At 73.4% G+C, this 13,625-nt stretch carries 15 protein-coding genes; 8 read left to right on the forward strand and 7 right to left on the reverse strand.

Annotation, left to right across the window (positions count from 1 at the left end; all coding sequences use genetic code 11):
* The first annotated feature begins 62 nt into the window (after positions 1 to 62).
* A complete protein-coding gene (locus ABEB00_RS04620) occupies positions 63 to 2,075 on the forward strand; it encodes a HelD family protein (RefSeq protein WP_345617592.1) in 2,013 nt (670 codons plus the stop codon).
* Positions 2,076 to 2,101: 26 nt separating this feature from the next.
* Here ABEB00_RS04620 and ABEB00_RS04625 read toward each other — a convergent pair whose 3' ends face one another.
* Positions 2,102 to 3,325: a GDSL-type esterase/lipase family protein gene (locus ABEB00_RS04625; protein WP_345617593.1), complete on the reverse strand. Its 1,224-nt coding sequence runs from the start codon at positions 3,323 to 3,325 to the stop codon at positions 2,102 to 2,104.
* A gap of 65 nt (positions 3,326 to 3,390) precedes the next feature.
* Complete coding sequence (locus tag ABEB00_RS04630) at positions 3,391 to 3,975, reverse strand: TetR/AcrR family transcriptional regulator (protein ID WP_345617594.1); 585 nt, start codon at positions 3,973 to 3,975, stop codon at positions 3,391 to 3,393.
* A 105-nt stretch (positions 3,976 to 4,080) separates the two neighbouring features.
* On the opposite strand from ABEB00_RS04630, the gene ABEB00_RS04635 reads away from it, so the two are divergent.
* On the forward strand, positions 4,081 to 4,572 hold the full coding sequence (locus ABEB00_RS04635; protein WP_345617595.1) for an FBP domain-containing protein: 492 nt from the start codon (positions 4,081 to 4,083) through the stop codon (positions 4,570 to 4,572).
* Positions 4,573 to 4,615: 43 nt separating this feature from the next.
* Here ABEB00_RS04635 and ABEB00_RS04640 read toward each other — a convergent pair whose 3' ends face one another.
* On the reverse strand, positions 4,616 to 5,308 hold the full coding sequence (locus tag ABEB00_RS04640; RefSeq protein ID WP_345617596.1) for a TetR/AcrR family transcriptional regulator: 693 nt from the start codon (positions 5,306 to 5,308) through the stop codon (positions 4,616 to 4,618).
* A 53-nt stretch (positions 5,309 to 5,361) separates the two neighbouring features.
* Between ABEB00_RS04640 and ABEB00_RS04645 the strand changes: the two genes are divergently transcribed.
* A complete protein-coding gene (locus ABEB00_RS04645; RefSeq protein ID WP_345617597.1) occupies positions 5,362 to 6,480 on the forward strand; it encodes an FAD-dependent oxidoreductase in 1,119 nt (372 codons plus the stop codon).
* A gap of 116 nt (positions 6,481 to 6,596) precedes the next feature.
* Here the strand turns inward: ABEB00_RS04645 and ABEB00_RS04650 are convergent, their stop codons facing one another.
* Positions 6,597 to 6,845: a hypothetical protein gene (locus ABEB00_RS04650; protein WP_425586433.1), complete on the reverse strand. Its 249-nt coding sequence runs from the start codon at positions 6,843 to 6,845 to the stop codon at positions 6,597 to 6,599.
* A 71-nt stretch (positions 6,846 to 6,916) separates the two neighbouring features.
* Here ABEB00_RS04650 and ABEB00_RS04655 point away from each other — a divergent pair, with 71 nt between their 5' ends.
* The 5 genes from ABEB00_RS04655 (at position 6,917) to ABEB00_RS04675 (ending at position 9,657) form a co-directional block, all read left to right on the forward strand.
* Positions 6,917 to 7,510: a hypothetical protein gene (locus ABEB00_RS04655; protein ID WP_345617598.1), complete on the forward strand. Its 594-nt coding sequence runs from the start codon at positions 6,917 to 6,919 to the stop codon at positions 7,508 to 7,510.
* A 31-nt stretch (positions 7,511 to 7,541) separates the two neighbouring features.
* Entirely contained in the window at positions 7,542 to 7,886 is a 345-nt protein-coding gene (locus tag ABEB00_RS04660; RefSeq protein ID WP_345617599.1) for a hypothetical protein, read from the forward strand.
* Between the two features lie 120 nt (positions 7,887 to 8,006).
* Entirely contained in the window at positions 8,007 to 8,510 is a 504-nt protein-coding gene (locus ABEB00_RS04665; RefSeq protein ID WP_345617600.1) for a helix-turn-helix domain-containing protein, read from the forward strand.
* A gap of 74 nt (positions 8,511 to 8,584) precedes the next feature.
* The gene (locus ABEB00_RS04670) at positions 8,585 to 9,205 is read left to right on the forward strand and encodes a hypothetical protein (RefSeq protein WP_345617601.1); all 621 of its coding nucleotides are present in this window, start codon (positions 8,585 to 8,587) and stop codon (positions 9,203 to 9,205) included.
* 116 nt (positions 9,206 to 9,321) lie between these two features.
* Positions 9,322 to 9,657, forward strand: coding sequence for a DUF2516 family protein (locus ABEB00_RS04675; RefSeq protein WP_345617634.1), 336 nt, complete (start codon positions 9,322 to 9,324; stop codon positions 9,655 to 9,657).
* Between the two features lie 86 nt (positions 9,658 to 9,743).
* Here the strand turns inward: ABEB00_RS04675 and ABEB00_RS04680 are convergent, their stop codons facing one another.
* From ABEB00_RS04680 to ABEB00_RS04690, 3 genes are all read right to left on the reverse strand, one after another.
* A complete protein-coding gene (locus ABEB00_RS04680) occupies positions 9,744 to 11,114 on the reverse strand; it encodes a PP2C family protein-serine/threonine phosphatase (protein WP_345617602.1) in 1,371 nt (456 codons plus the stop codon).
* A 248-nt stretch (positions 11,115 to 11,362) separates the two neighbouring features.
* Positions 11,363 to 12,505 carry a C40 family peptidase gene (locus ABEB00_RS04685; protein WP_345617603.1) on the reverse strand — a complete coding sequence of 381 codons (1,143 nt, stop codon included), beginning with the start codon at positions 12,503 to 12,505 and terminating at the stop codon, positions 11,363 to 11,365.
* 137 nt (positions 12,506 to 12,642) lie between these two features.
* Positions 12,643 to 13,470, reverse strand: a complete 828-nt coding sequence (locus ABEB00_RS04690) for a class I SAM-dependent methyltransferase (protein WP_345617604.1) — start codon at positions 13,468 to 13,470, stop codon at positions 12,643 to 12,645.
* Positions 13,471 to 13,625: the final 155 nt, after the last annotated feature.

Consider the following 13,625-nt stretch of genomic DNA (forward strand, 5'->3'; position numbering starts at 1 on the left):
GCCAGTTTTGAGAGTCGGTAAATAAAGTAACTCGGTTACTTTATTGCGGGTAGGGTCGGGGAATGACGCCGTCCGATGCCGCTCTCCGGCGCGCCCTCGACCAGGAGCGCGCCCACCACGAACACTGCCGCACCGCCCTCACCGCGATGGTCGACGGCGCCCAGGACCACGTCGTCACCGGCGAGGACGTCGCCGCCTCGGGGGCCGACGCCGAGGTGCTCGGGTACCGGCTGCGCAGCCGCGCGAAGGAACTGCGCGAACTGCCCGCGGGCCCGCTCTTCTTCGGCCGTCTCGACCTCGCCGAAGGCCCCCTGCACCTCGGGCGGCTGCGGATCTCCGAGCAGCCCGCCGCCCCGCCGCTCGTCGTCGACTGGCGGGCGCCCGTCTCCCGCGCCTTCTACCAGGCCACCGCCGGCGATCCGCAGGGCGTCCAGGTCAGGCGCCGCTTCGGCTGGGCTCCCGGCAGCCGGGGCGACTCCGCCGACCTCACCGGGATGGAGGACGAGCACCTGGGGCGGGGCGAGTCACGGGTCAGCGACCTCGTCGCCCAGGAGATCGAACGGCCCCGGGTCGGACCGATGCGGGACATCGCCGCGACCATCCAGCCCGACCAGGACGACCTGGTCCGCGCCGACCTGACCACCTCGGTCTGCGTCCAGGGCGCCCCCGGCACCGGCAAGACCGCCGTCGGCCTGCACCGGGCCGCGTACCTGCTCTACACCCACCCCCAGCGCGTCCGGCGCGGCGGCCTGCTCTTCCTCGGCCCGCACCGCGCCTTCCTCTCCTACGTCGCCGAGGTGCTGCCCGCCCTCGGCGAGAGCGGCGTACGGCAGGCGACGCTCACCGAGGAGATCGCCCGGCACCCGGTCACCGGCACCGACGAGGAACGGACCGCCGCCGTCAAACACGACGCGCGGATGGCCGAGGTGCTGCGCCGGGCGCTGTACGCGAGGGTCCGCGCGGAGACCGACCGCTCCCTGGAACTGCCGGACGGCTCCTACCGCTGGCGGGTACCGGCCGGCGAACTGACCAGGATCGTCGCGGGCGTACGGGCCGAGGAGCCGCCGTACGAGACCGGCCGGGAGCGGGTACGGGCGCGGATCGTGTGGTACGTCCAGGAGCGCGCCGAACGCCGCGCCGGGCCGCAGCCCGCCGCCTGGGTGCGCCGGATCGAACGGGCCCGGCCGGTCGGTGCCTTCCTGGACGCCGTATGGCCCCGGGTGCGGCCCGAGGAGGTCCTCGCCGCACTCCTCACCGACGCGGACGCGCTGGCCGAGGCCGCGGAAGGGGTGCTGGACGCCGACGAGCAGAGCGCGGTGCGGTGGGCGCGGCCGCCGCGCTCCTGGCGGTCGGCCCGCTGGTCCGCCGCCGACCTCGTCCTCCTCGACGAGGTCGCCGGGCTCCTCGCCCATCCCGAGGGGTACGGCCACCTCGTCGTCGACGAGGCCCAGGACCTCTCCCCGATGGAGTGCCGGGCGATCGCCCGCCGGGCCGCCTTCGGTTCGCTCACCGTCCTCGGCGACCTGGCGCAGGGGACCACGCCGTGGGCGGCGCGCTCCTGGCGCACGGTCCTCGGCCACCTGGGGCGGCCGGACACCGTGGTGACACCGCTGACCACGGGTTTCCGGGTGCCGAAAGCGGTGGTCGGCCTCGCCAACCGGCTGCTGGAACGGCTCGACGTCGACGTCCCGCCGGGACGCTCCCTGCGCGCGGACGGCGAACTGACGGTGCGCCGGACCGCGCCCGGCGCGGTGCCGGACGCCGTCGCCACCGCCGTACGGGCCGCCCTCGCGCGCGAGGGCTCCGTCGGGGTGATCGCCGCCGACGCCGACCTGCCCCGGGTGGCGGCCCTCGCCGCCGCGGGGATCACCGCGGCGGGCCCCGAAGAGACCGGCGCCCGGGTGGCCCTGGTCCCGGCGGGCCTGGTCAAGGGGCTGGAGTACGACCACGCCGTCGCGGTGGAACCGGCGGCGATCGCCGAGGCGGAGACCCGCGGACCGCACCGGCTGTACGTGGTGCTGACCCGGGCGGTGTCACGACTGGACGTGGTGCACGCGCGGCCGCTGCCGTTCTAGGGCTCTAGGGCGACGCCCCAGGGGGCTCACGGCGCGTCCGGGGCGAAGGGGCCGTCCGTGCCGAGGGGGCCGTCCGGGGCGAAGGGGCCGTCCGGGGCGAAGGCCGTGGCGGCGAAGCGTTCGCCGATGCGCAGGTGGGTGGCGGCGTCCGGGTGGAGACCGTCGGGGAGGGGGAGTTCGGCGTGGTCGGCCTCGCCGTACAGGACCCGGCCGTCGAGCAGGCGCAGGTGCGGGTCCTCGGCCGCGCGGGCGCGCACGACGCGGGCGAGTTCCTCGCGGATGACGGTGAGCGTCAGTTTCCCCGCCGCCACCTCGGCGGGGTCGCCGAGCGCCCGGAACCGGAGTCGCCCGCTGGCGAGCGCGTCGGTGTCGAAGGCGCCGGGGCCGGGGGTGTCCTCGTGCAGCGGGCAGTACAGCGGGGAGACGACCAGCAGCGGCGCGGTGGGGTGCCCCTCGCGGATCGTGTCGAGGAAGCCGTGCACCGCCGGGCCGAAGGCGCGCAGCCGCATCAGGTCGAGGTTGACCAGGTTGATGCCGATCTTGACGCTGATCAGGTCGGCGGGGGTGTCGCGCAGCGCGCGGGCGGTGAACGGGTCGAGCAGGGCGCTGCCCGCCAGGCCCAGGTTGACCAGCTCCACGCCGCCGAGCAGGGCGGCCCGGGCGGGCCAGGTGGCCGAGGGGCTCGCCGCGTCGGAGCCGTGGCTGATCGAGCTGCCGTGGTGCAGCCAGACCCGGCGGCCCCGGTCCGGCCGGGGCGCGACGGGGGCGTCGGTGCGCAGCGCGACCAGTTCGGTGGTCTCGTTGTGCGGCAGCCAGATCTCGACGTCCTTCTCGCGGTCCGGCAGGCCGGTGAAGCGGAGGGTGGCGGGCGGACCGGGGTGGTGTTGGGCGGCGCCGGTGGCCAGGTCGACGGTGAGGGTGTTGCCGCCGGCCGCCGTGGCATGGCCGTGCGGGCGGCCGTCGACGAGCAGGTCGTACACGCCGTCCGGGCGGGGCGGGGCGCCGAGGTAGGCCCGCTTGGTGGGCAGGGTGTCCAGTTCGACGGCGGTGGCCCGGGTGCGGAAGGCCAGCCGTACGCCGGCGGGCTGGGCCTCGGCCATGGCGAGCTGCGGGTCGGCGCACTGCGCGCGGGCGCGCGCGGGCAACCGGTGCGGGAGCAGGCCGTGCGCGGTGCGTTCCAGGTCGAGGGCGCCGCGCAGGAGGTCCGCGGTGAGGGGGGTGCTGATCCAGCCGGGCTCGGTGTCGGGCATGAGGGGGCCTGTCCGTCCGTCGGAGATACGGGGTGGTGGCACGGGGCGGGGGCGGGGCCCGTCCGTCAGGGGGCGGGCGGCGGTGCCGCGGGCCAGTTGCGCAGGAGGGCGTCGAGGGCGTCGAGGATGCGGGTCCAGGACTCCTGCGAGTCGGGGGCGCTGTGGCTGAAGCCGCCGGCCAGCTCCAGGCTGACGTAACCGTGGAAGACGCTGCCCAGCAGCCGTACCGCGTGGGTCTGGTCCGGTTCGGGCAGGTCGTAGCCGCGGAGCAGGGCCCTTGTCATCTGCGCCTGCTGTACGCCGGCGCTGGCCGCGGCGGTCTGCGGGTCGAGCCGGAGCCGCGCCGCGTCGTAGCGGCCGGGGTGCTCCCGGGCGTAGTCGCGGTAGACGTCCGCCAGGGCGGTCAGCGCGTCCCGGCCCGCCCGTCCGGCGAGGGCGTCGGCGGCCCGGTCGGCGAGTTCGGCCAGGGCGAGCAGCGCGATGCCGGTCTTCAGCTCCTGGGAGTTCTTCAGATGCGAGTACAGGCTCGCGACCTTGACGTCGAACCGTCTGGCCAGCGCCGAGACGGTCACCTGGTCGAACCCGACCTCGTCGGCCAGTTCGGCGCCCGCCCGGATCAGGCGCTCAGCCGTCAATCCTGCCCTCGCCATGGTCGTCGCTCTCCCTCTGGTCTGCGGTCTTCCTTGGTCATCCCACCCCGCGCCTAAAGAAGTATGCGTTTGCCTAAAGCCTTTAGGCAAATTACCGTGCCCCACATGAACCCGCTGACCGAACCCGAGATCCGTGCCGCCTTCATCAACCGCACCAAGGGCGAGGCCGGGCGGCTCCATGTCCCGCGCGATCTGGCCGACCGGCCCTGGGCGGACCTGGACTACCTGGGCTGGCGTGATCCGCAGGCCCCCGACCGGGCCTACCTCGTCGCCGAACTGGACGGCCGCGCCATAGGCGTCGCCCTGCGCTCGTCCGCCTCGGCGCCGGGGCAGGCCCGGCGCAGCATGTGCTCGATGTGCCTGACCACCCACACCGGCGGCGTCTCCCTGCTGGTCGCCCCCAGAGCCGGCAAGGCCGGGCGGCAGGGCAACTCGGTGGGCGCCTACCTGTGCAGCGATCTCGCCTGCTCCCTCTACGTACGGGGACTGAAGGACGCGGGCCCGGGCGCCCGGCTGCCCGAGTCGCTCACCCTGGAGGAGAAGATCGAGCGGACGGTGACCCACCTCGCGGGGTTCGTCGCCAAGGTGAGCGGGTGAGTCGGTGAGTGGGTGCGCCGGTGTGCCGGTGTGCCGGTGAGTGTCACGCCGGCGGCGGGGTGAGCCTGGCGGCCACGGCGTCGAGCACCCAGTCCAGGCCGGTCGCGAAGGAGGTCTCGGCGTCCACGTCCGTGCCGTCGTGCACGACCTTGGCCAGCGCGGGAAAGCGGCCCGTGGCCAGCATCCTCGTCATCCGCGGGCCGGAGGCGCGCTGCCAGTCGTGCTTGGACAGGCCCGTGGCGCGCTCGGCCCGCAGGTACGTGATCTCGCGCCGGATCGCGCCGGTGAAGTAGGCGCTGACCGTCTCCACGGCGCGCATGACGGTGTCGACGTCGGCGAGACCGTCGAGGCCGGCCAGCGTGGCCTCGGCCACGGCGAGGCCGTTCGGGCCGAAGGCCGGGCGGCCGCCGAGCAGGTCGGCCAGCCATTCGTGACGGAGAGCGGCCTGCCTGGTGCGGTGGGCGAGGTTCCGCAGCGCCTCCCGCCAGTCACCGGCCGGCTCCGCGGGGAGGATCTCGGCCTGGACCTCGTCCATCATGAGGTCGAACAGCTCCTCCTTGGTGGCGATGTATCCGTACAGCCGCATCGGGCCGGCGTTCAGCCGGGCGCCGACCTTGCGCAACGACACCGCCTCAAGCCCACCCTCGTCGGCCAGCGCGACGGCGGCGGCGACGATCCGCTCCCGGTCGAGCGGCACGGGGCGAGCCGGCGGCTCCGGTCGGTCCCACACAGTCATGACCACACCGTACCCTTGCGATACATCGTATTAGCTCAATACAGTGTATCGACATGAGACATCGCATCGCGGTGGTCGGCAGCGGTCCGGCCGGCCTCACCTTCGCCCGCGTCCTGCACCGCCACGGCCACCCCGTCACCGTCCTCGAACGCGACCCCGCCCCCGACGCCCGCCCGCCGGGCGGCACGCTGGACCTGCGCGAAGGGATGGGTCAGCGGGCACTGGACAAGGCGGGGCTGCTGGCGGAGTTCCAGGCGCTGGCCCGTCCCGAGGGGCAGGCCATGCGCATCCTGGACACGGACGGGACGGTCCTGCGCGACTGGCGCCCCCGTCCGGACGACCGGGCCAACCCCGAGATCGACCGCAGGCAACTTCGCGACCTGCTGCTCGGCCCCCTCGACGTCCAGTGGGGGCGGGGCGTGACGCGGGTGGTGCCGGGGTCCCGGGACGGCGTACAGGTCCATTTCGCGGACGGGAGGCAGGAGACGTTCGACCTCGTGGTCGGCGCGGACGGCGCCTGGTCCCGGACCCGCCGGGCGGTCTCGTCGGTGACGCCGCACTACACGGGCGTCACCTCGGTCGAAACCTCCCTGGACGACATCGACACCCGCCACGCCGACCTCGCCCCGCTGATCGGCGACGGCTCCGTGGCGGCGTACGGCGTGAACCGAGCGCTCGTCGCCCAGCGCAACAGCGGCGGCCACGTCAAGGTGTACGCCCAGTTCCGCGCGCCGCTGGACTGGCACACGCACATGGACCTGGCCGACGCCGAGGCCGTGCGAGCGAGTCTGCTGGCGCTGTTCGACGGCTGGACCGCCCCCGTCCTCGACCTCCTTCGCCACGGCGCCGCCTTCGTCCACCGCCCCCTCTACGTCCTGCCGGTGTCCCACACCTGGCCCCACGTCCTCGGGGTGACGCTGCTGGGCGACGCCGCCCACCTGATGCCCCCGTTGGGGGCGGGTGCGAACCTCGCGATGCTGGAAGGCGCCGAACTCGCCGAGTCCCTCGCCACCGGCCCCGGAGATCTGGACGGGACCGTCCGCGCCTTCGAGGAACGGATGTGGGCGCGGGCCGCCCGATGGGCGAAGATCACGACGGCCGGCCTGGAACGCCTGGTGAGCCCCGACCCCACCGCAGCCCTCGCCCTCTTCGACCAGGTCCAGCCGTCTTGACCGAAGGTCCAGCCGTCCTGACCGAAGGTGTCCGGCCTCGCTCAAGGTGAGGCAGGTGAGTGCCCGACCTGGGGTGCCTCATTTTGAGCGAGACGGGGACGGGCCGGTCGTCTCCTTCATGCCGAGGCAGTATGGGCCGGCTTGGCGGCGATCAGTAGTGCGGCGAACGCGATGGGGGCGGCTGTCTGGTACCCGATCCAAACTTCCCCCCCCCCGGCGCTGCTGCCCTGCCATGCCATCGGGGCGCCGACAAGTGCCGCCAGCACCCAGCCAGTGTCGTAGGCGATCATGAGTCGGGTGTAGGTGCGCGTCGATCGGCTGCGCGTACATCCGATCTCGAGGCCACCGCCGATCAGCAGGGCCACCGGCAAGAATTCGAGTCGACGTGGGCCGCTGCGCGAGAGACCCTCGACGCGGATCGCACCGAGGAGACGAGTTGATCACGGAGTACCAGCAGAAGCTGCGCGAGCGCTACCTCACTGCCTCCGTCCTGCCAGCACCCGAGCCGTGGCAGCCGGTGCTGGACCGCAGGACTCCCATCGGCGGCCTCCTTGGTATCGGATTCGCTGTCCACCCCGATAGCGGCCACGACCTCGTCATGGTCGTGTCCAGCGACGGCCACGGACTCTTCGACGCGGTCACCGGCGAGAAGATCGCCCGCGACAGGGACCCTGACCTCGAAACGAGCACTCCCGACGCCCACCCGGACCTCGTCTGCCCCGGGCTCGGCCCGATCGCAGGCGCCCCGGTGCGCATCGCCGGTCTCTTCGGCGGCGGTCTTCACAGCACCACACCGGACGGCTGGACCCTGGACGTCGTCAGCCCTGACTGGCCGCACGACCGCGTCATCCTCTCCGCCGACGGCGGGTCCCACAAAGGCCCGGCAGGAGGAACGTGGTGGCACATCTTCCACTCCGAGTACTCGGAACTCCGCGCAGCCGGATTCTCCCCCTCCGGCCTGACCCTGGCGGTCGCCACCAGCAGTGACCTCACCCTCTGGACCCGACCTGAGCTCCACTTCGACGACTGAGATAACGGGACCGCACGCGAGAGGACGGCAGATGGACCGGGCGGAACTCGTCGGAATGCTGGGCGACCAGACCACGGCCTGCGAACCCGCCAGAGCGGCGCTTCTCGACGGAGGCGACTTCGTCGTATGGGACGGCAGCGTTCCCAGCCAGGAGCTTGCCGGCATCTACGCGGCTCGTCTCCGACGTGCGAGGAAGCGAGGTACTGAGACTCTCGCCTTGCCGTCCACCGTCGACATCCTCACCCGGCTCGAAGCCGCTCAGGTCAAGATCGGCTGCATCTTTTCACCGGACCGGACGTGGGCCTTCATGCTCTTCCTCGCCGACGACGCCAACGCAGTCCTTGCCTGCACGGGAGTCCGCCAAGCCGAGCGGTGACAGTCGTCCTGCTCCAGTGACAACTATCTTGCTCAGGCCACACTAGCTGTGGCGAGAACTCCTGCAAGCACCTGCTAGCACTTGCTTGCAATAGTTAGCGGAGTCGGGCATCGTGGAAGCATGGCCTCGCTCAACGTCGGCAATCTCGGTGAGTACCTGCGCGAGCAGCGGCGTAGCGCGCAGCTCTCGCTGCGGCAGCTCGCCGACGCCGCGGGGGTGTCCAATCCGTATCTGAGCCAGATCGAGCGCGGGCTGCGCAAGCCGAGCGCGGAGGTGCTCCAGCAGGTCGCCAAGGCGCTGCGGATCTCCGCCGAGACGCTGTACGTGCGGGCCGGGATCCTCGACGCCGAGCGGGACCGGGACGAAGTGGAGACGCGGGCCGTCCTCCTCGCGGACCCGACGCTGAACGAGCGGCAGAAGCAGGTGCTGCTCCAGATCTACGAGTCCTTCCGCAAGGAGAACGGCTTCGGGAGCGGACCGGAGGAGGTGACTCCCGACGGGGTCTCCGGTGGCGGCACCTCGATAGCCGGCCTGCGCGCGGCCGACGGCACCACCGCCGCGCGCCCCCGTACCCGCACGACCGGCGGCGGCGACGACGCCGACCCCCGACGCCCGGCCGGATAGCCACCCCGACCGGCCGGCGCACGCCGACGCACACCTCACCCTCAGCCGAACGTGATCCCAGGAGGACCGTCACCATGGCCATCACCGACGACCTGCGCAAGACCCTCAGCGACCCCACGCCGCTCTTCTTCGCCGCGGGCACCGCCGATCTCGCCTGGCAGCAGGCCAAGAAGGTGCCCGTCCTGGTGGAACAGTTGCGTACCGAGGCGCCGGCCCGGATCGAGGCCGTGCGCAACACCGACCCCAAGGCCGTCCAGGAGAAGGCGGCCGCCCGGGTCAAGGAGACCCAGGGAACCCTCCAGGCCCGGGTCAACGAGTTCATCGGCTCCTTCGACACCGACCTCAAGAAGCTCGGCGAGAGCGCCCAGGACCTCGCGCTGCGCGGGGTCGGCGTCGCCGCCGAGTACGCCGTGCGGGCCCGGGAGACCTACGAGAAGGTCGCCGAGCACGGCGAGCGGTCCGTGCGCACCTGGCGCGGCCAGGCCGCCGACGGCATCGAGGACATCGCCGGGGAGGTCGAGGAACTGGCCGTGGCCGTCGAGCCGAAGCGCGAGCCGGTCGAGGTCACGGAGGACAAGCCGGTGGTCGCGACCGAGCCCGCCGCGAAGAAGGCCCCCGCCCCGCGCAGGGCCGCGGTGAAGAAGTCCGGCGCCAACGGCACCACCGCGAAGAAGACGCCGCCGCCGGCCGAGTGACCGGCATGTGAACGGCCGACCCGCGGGCGGGCCGGGCACCTCTGGGATGCCCGGCCCGTTCTCCGGGTACGGTGACCGCGTAAGGACGACCGAGTCTGGTGGTGGACGTTGTGCTGATGCAGGGGTTCGCGGGCTTCATGTGGCTGCTGAGCATCGCCCTGATCGTTTTCAGCGGCTTCGCTTTGATCGACGCCGCCACGCGCCGCGAGGACGCCTACCGTGCGGCCGACAAGAAGACCAAGCCGTTCTGGCTGATCATCCTCGGGCTCGCCTTCGTGGTGAACCTGATCTTCAACATCCTGTCGTTCCTGCCGATCATCGGCCTCGTCGCGACGATCGTGTACATGGTCGACGTACGGCCCGCGCTGCGCGGCCTGCCGGGCGGCGGCCGCAGCACGCGCCGCGGCTCCAGCAGCGACGGCCCCTACGGGCCGTACAACGGCGGTCGCTGAAGCACCCGGTCACTCGGACACCGGGGCAACCGGATACCCGGGCACCCGGCCGCGGGCTCGCGGCCGGACCGATCGCGGGGGCGTACTCAGGGCGTGCGGTCCAGCAGGACGACCGCCACGTCGTCGGCCAGCTCGCCCCCGTTGAGGGCCCGGACCTCGTTGACGGTCGCCCGCAGCAGGCACTCCCCGCGCAGCCCCTCGGAGAGCTGGCGGCGGACCAGCTCCACCATGCCCTCCTGGCCGAGCCGCTCCCGGCCCTGGCCGATGTGGCCCTCGATCAGGCCGTCGGTGTAGAGCATCAGACTCCACGCGGGCCCCAGCTCCACCTGCGTCCGCGGCCAGCGGGCGCCCCGCAGCATGCCGAGCGCCGGGCCGTTGTTGTCGTACGGCAGCAGCCGTGCGGGCAGGCCGGGCACGGCGACCAGCGGCGCCGGATGACCGGCCAGGCACAGGCCGGCCCGGCGGCCGTCCGGCGTGATGTCCACCGTGCACAGTGTCGCGAAGATCTCGTCGTCCGCGCGCTCGTGTTCCAGTACCTCCTGGAGCGTGCCCAGGAGCTGGTCGCCGCAGAGCCCCGCCAGGGTCAGCGCCCGCCAGGCGATCCGCAGCTCCACGCCGAGCGCCGCCTCGTCCGGGCCGTGCCCGCAGACGTCGCCGATCATCGCGTGCACGGTGCCGTCCGGGGTGCGGACCACGTCGTAGAAGTCACCGCCGAGCAGCGCGCGCGAGCGGCCGGGGCGGTAGCGGGCGGCGAAGCGCAGCGAGGAGCCCTCCAGCAGGGGCGTCGGCAGCAGACCGCGCTCCAGCCGGGCGTTCTCCTGCGCGCGCAGCCTGCCCTCGGCCAGGCGCCGCTCGGCCGAGTCGGAGCGCTTGCGCTCGACGGCGTAACGGATCGCGCGGCTCAGCAGCCGGCTGTCCAGCTCCTCGCGGGAAAGGTAGTCCTGAGCGCCCACGGCCACCGCCTCGGCGCCGCGCTCGGCGTCGGTCGACGCGGTCAGCGCGAGCACGGCGTGCCGCGGCGCCAGCTCCAGTACGTGCCTGAGGACCGCCAGCTCGTCGTCGTCCGGCTCGCCCGCGCGGCCCGGCGCCGAGAGCGCGAGGTCCAGCAGGATGCAGTGCACGTCGTCGGTCAGCAGCCGCTCGGCCTCGGTGAGGTTGCGCGCGGTACGGACCCGGATCGGCCTGCCGGACCGGTCGAACAGGTCGGGCACGAGCGGCGAGCCGGCCGGGTCGTCCTCGATGAGCAGCAGCGTGAGGGGGGTGTGGGCGGCGTTCTCGGCCGGCCCGGGGGCGGCGGCCGTGGCGGTGTCCTTGCCGGTGTCGTCCCCGGCGACCCGGTCACTGTCCTTGCGCGGCGGGGCCTGTTCCACGGACGGGCCGCCGCCGAGGGGCGCGGCCTGCGCCTGACCGCTCTCCACGGCCGGGACCGGTCGCTGCCGCGGTACGGGTACGGACATCGTCTTGGGTTCCTTCCCTCCCCCCGAGGGCATGGCGGGGCGAGGGACCTCGACCCACCGACGGGGACCATAGCGGGTGGGGGCCGGGCAGCGGAATGGTGCGCGGCACGCCACCCGGCCAACGACCACTGTCATATGCCGCTTTACGTACCGCAGTTGGGCAGCCCGGCCGGGCTGCGGGGATGACGAAGGTCACGCGCGCGCCGCCCGGAGGGTGGGGCCGGTCACACCCCTGGCCGCGCCCGCCGTCAGACCCCGGGCCGCACCACGCCGAGGATCGGCATCGTGCCCGCCCCGGCGAGCGTGACCGTCCGCCCCGGGCGGGGGGCGTGCACGACCTGGCCGTCACCCACGTACATCCCCACGTGGCTGGCGTCGTCGAAGTAGATGATCAGGTCACCGGGGAGCATGTCCTCGACCGGGACGTGTGCGAGCTGCCGCCACTGCTCCTGCGAGGTGCGCGGGATGCCCTGGCCGGCCGCGGCCCACGCCCGCGAGGTCAGCCCGGAGCAGTCGAACGACTTCGGCCCCTCGGCGCCCCACACGTACGGCTTGCCGATCTGGTCCGTGGCGTACCGCACGGCCTTCCGGCCCTGTGCGGTGGCCCTGCCGCGGAGTTCGTCGAGGATGCCGGAGCCGAGCCAGGCGGTCTGCGCCCGGTCGGCGGCCTCCCGCTCCAGGCGGGCGAGGCGCTCCTTCTCCTCCTTCGCCAGCGCGGACTCCAGCTTCTCGGCCGCCGCGATCCGCTTCTCGACCTTCTTCCGGGCGGTGGCCTTCGCCGCGCGGTTCGCCTCCAGTCTCTTCCACTGGGCGGAGGCGTCGGCGGCATACGTCTTCAAGGCGTCCTGCGCGCGGGTCACTTCGCCGATCAGGCCCTTGGTGGCGCGCTGGCCCTGGCGGAGCCGCCCCGAGCCGTCCAGGAACTCGGCCGGGTTCTCGCTGAGCATCAGCTTCGCCTCGTCGGGCATTCCGCCGGTGCGGTACTGGGCGCGGGCGGCGGCGGCGGCGCGCTCCCGGAGGCCGTCCAGCTTCTCCTGGCCCTCGACGATCTTCCCGGCCAGCTCCACGATCTCGGCGGACTGCCGCTCGGCCTTCTCCTCGGCCGCGTTGTACTGGTCCGTGGCGGCGGCGGCCTCCCGGTAGAGCAGGTCGAGCTGCTCGCGTACGGCTTCCAGCTCGGCGTCCGCGTACCCGTCGCCGTAACCGTCCGGGACGCCGGCCGGGGCCGTGGGGGTGGCGGGGAAGCCGGGGGCCATGGGTGTGGTGGGGGCCGACGAGCGGGTCGGCACGGGGTTCGGGTCCGCGAACGCCATGCCCGGTGTCGCCAGCACGGTCACCGCGCAGACCACGGTCACGGCCGCGGTGATCAGGCCACGCTTTCCGGGTCCCACAACCCCTGCCCCCCAACTGGTTAACCGCCGGTAACTTCCGCTCTCCGGGGGATCGTGCCATGCCCGTCCGGAAAGCGACAGAGTCCGTCAGAGGCAGACAGAAGCAATTCTTTTCCCCTTCGCCCCGCGGATCGCGGTCAGAGGCCGGGCAGGTCGCGCGGGGCCAGTGCCTCCCACCGCACCGTCACCTCGCCCTGCCGCCACCGCGCCGGACCGTCCGTCACCGGCCAGTCGGCGGTGAGATCGCGCACCGCGTGTGCCCAGCGCTGGCGGGCGCCGTAGGAGGCGTAGGGCGCGGCGGCGGCCCAGGCCCGGTCGAAGTCCCGCAGGAAGGCGTGGACCGGCTCACCGGGGACGTTGCGGTGGATGAGTGCCTTCGGGAGCCGTTCGGCCAGGTCCGAAGGGCGGTCGAGGGAGCCGAGCCGGGTGGCGAAGGTGACCGTGCGCGGACCCTCGGGGCCGAGCGCCACCCACACGTGCCGCCGGCCGATCTCGTCGCAGGTGCCCTCGACCAGCAGGCCGCCGCGCGAGTGCGGACCGGCCGGCGCGAGCCGCGCGCACAGCCGCCGCCAGACGGCGGCGACCTCGGCCTCGTCGTACTGGCGCAGGACGTTCGCCGCGCGTACGAGCAGCGGCGGCCCGGGGAGCGGGATCTCGAAGCCGCCGTGCCGGAAGGCGAGGCCCTCGCGCGCGTACGGCTCGGCCGCCGCCACCCGCGCCGGATCGATCTCGACGCCCACCACGCGTGCGCGCGGCGCGACCGCGCGCAACCGCGTCAGCAGCTCGACGGCCGTCCACGGCGCCGCCCCGTAACCGAGGTCCACGGCGAGGGGGTCGTCGGCGCGGCGCAGCTCGGCGCCGTGCACGGCCGCGATCCAGCGGTCCATGCGGCGCAGCCGGTTCGGGTTGGTCGTCCCGCGCGTGACCGTCCCCACGGGGCGGGTCACGGCGGCGCGGGCTGGCATACGTACGAGGGTATGCGGCGCCGGCCACCCCCTGGGGCTCCAGGGCTCCAGGGCTCCAGGGCTCCAGGGCTCCAAGGCTCCAAGGCTCCAGGGGGGTGTCCCCCCGACCCTTCCCCTCCTCGAACGGTTGAGCGACTTGCGGTAATGATTCGGCA

This window comes from Streptomyces ziwulingensis, from assembly GCF_039542605.1.
Taxonomy (GTDB): domain Bacteria; phylum Actinomycetota; class Actinomycetes; order Streptomycetales; family Streptomycetaceae; genus Streptomyces; species Streptomyces ziwulingensis.